The 549-nt window shown below is 56.1% G+C and carries 1 protein-coding gene; it reads right to left on the bottom strand.

The features are described from left to right. Positions 1-93: 93 nt before the first annotated feature. On the bottom strand, positions 94-549 hold a 456-nt coding region (locus SIK97_RS01015; RefSeq protein WP_049105373.1), incomplete at its 5' end, for an IS110 family transposase.

Here is a 549-nt window from a genome sequence, read left to right as displayed (position 1 = left end):
TTTTTAGTTGCCGATACTTTCTCCGGCTCCCGGATGACAGGCACACCAACGACAGCACTCTCTGGTGCTGTCGTTTTTTCTCAGGGAACGTTGTTACGCTATCAACAGCTCATGCTGTGACGCATCGAACGCCTTTCCTGACTTCAGTACTCCATAAGCCACCTGCGCCAGCTTTCGCATCATCGCCCCTATGATGACTTTTGCCCGCTTTCCGCTCTCTTCCAGCCTTTTCCTGAACGCTTTTCCCCACGCCGTATGGTACAGCGCCGATAACGCTGGCATGTATAACGCCTTGCGCAGTTGAACCGGCCCCGCTTTGCTCATCCGGCTCGCCCGCATCACGCTGCTTCCCGACTCATGCTGCACCGGCGTCAGTCCTGCATACGCCGCGAACTGCCGCGCTGTACCGAACTTCAGCCTCAGGCCCGTATACGCCAGCAGAACAGCCGCTGTTTTCTCCCCGATGCCCGGGATACTGTTCAGCAGCTTCCGCCGTCGTTTCATATCCGGGTCGTTATCCGTCAGGTCTTTTATCTGTTTTTCGATACG

Source organism: Klebsiella sp. JN_Kp126 (assembly GCF_033843325.1).
Classification (GTDB): Bacteria; Pseudomonadota; Gammaproteobacteria; order Enterobacterales; family Enterobacteriaceae; genus Klebsiella; species Klebsiella michiganensis.
This window is presented reverse-complemented; position numbering and strand designations above follow the sequence as displayed.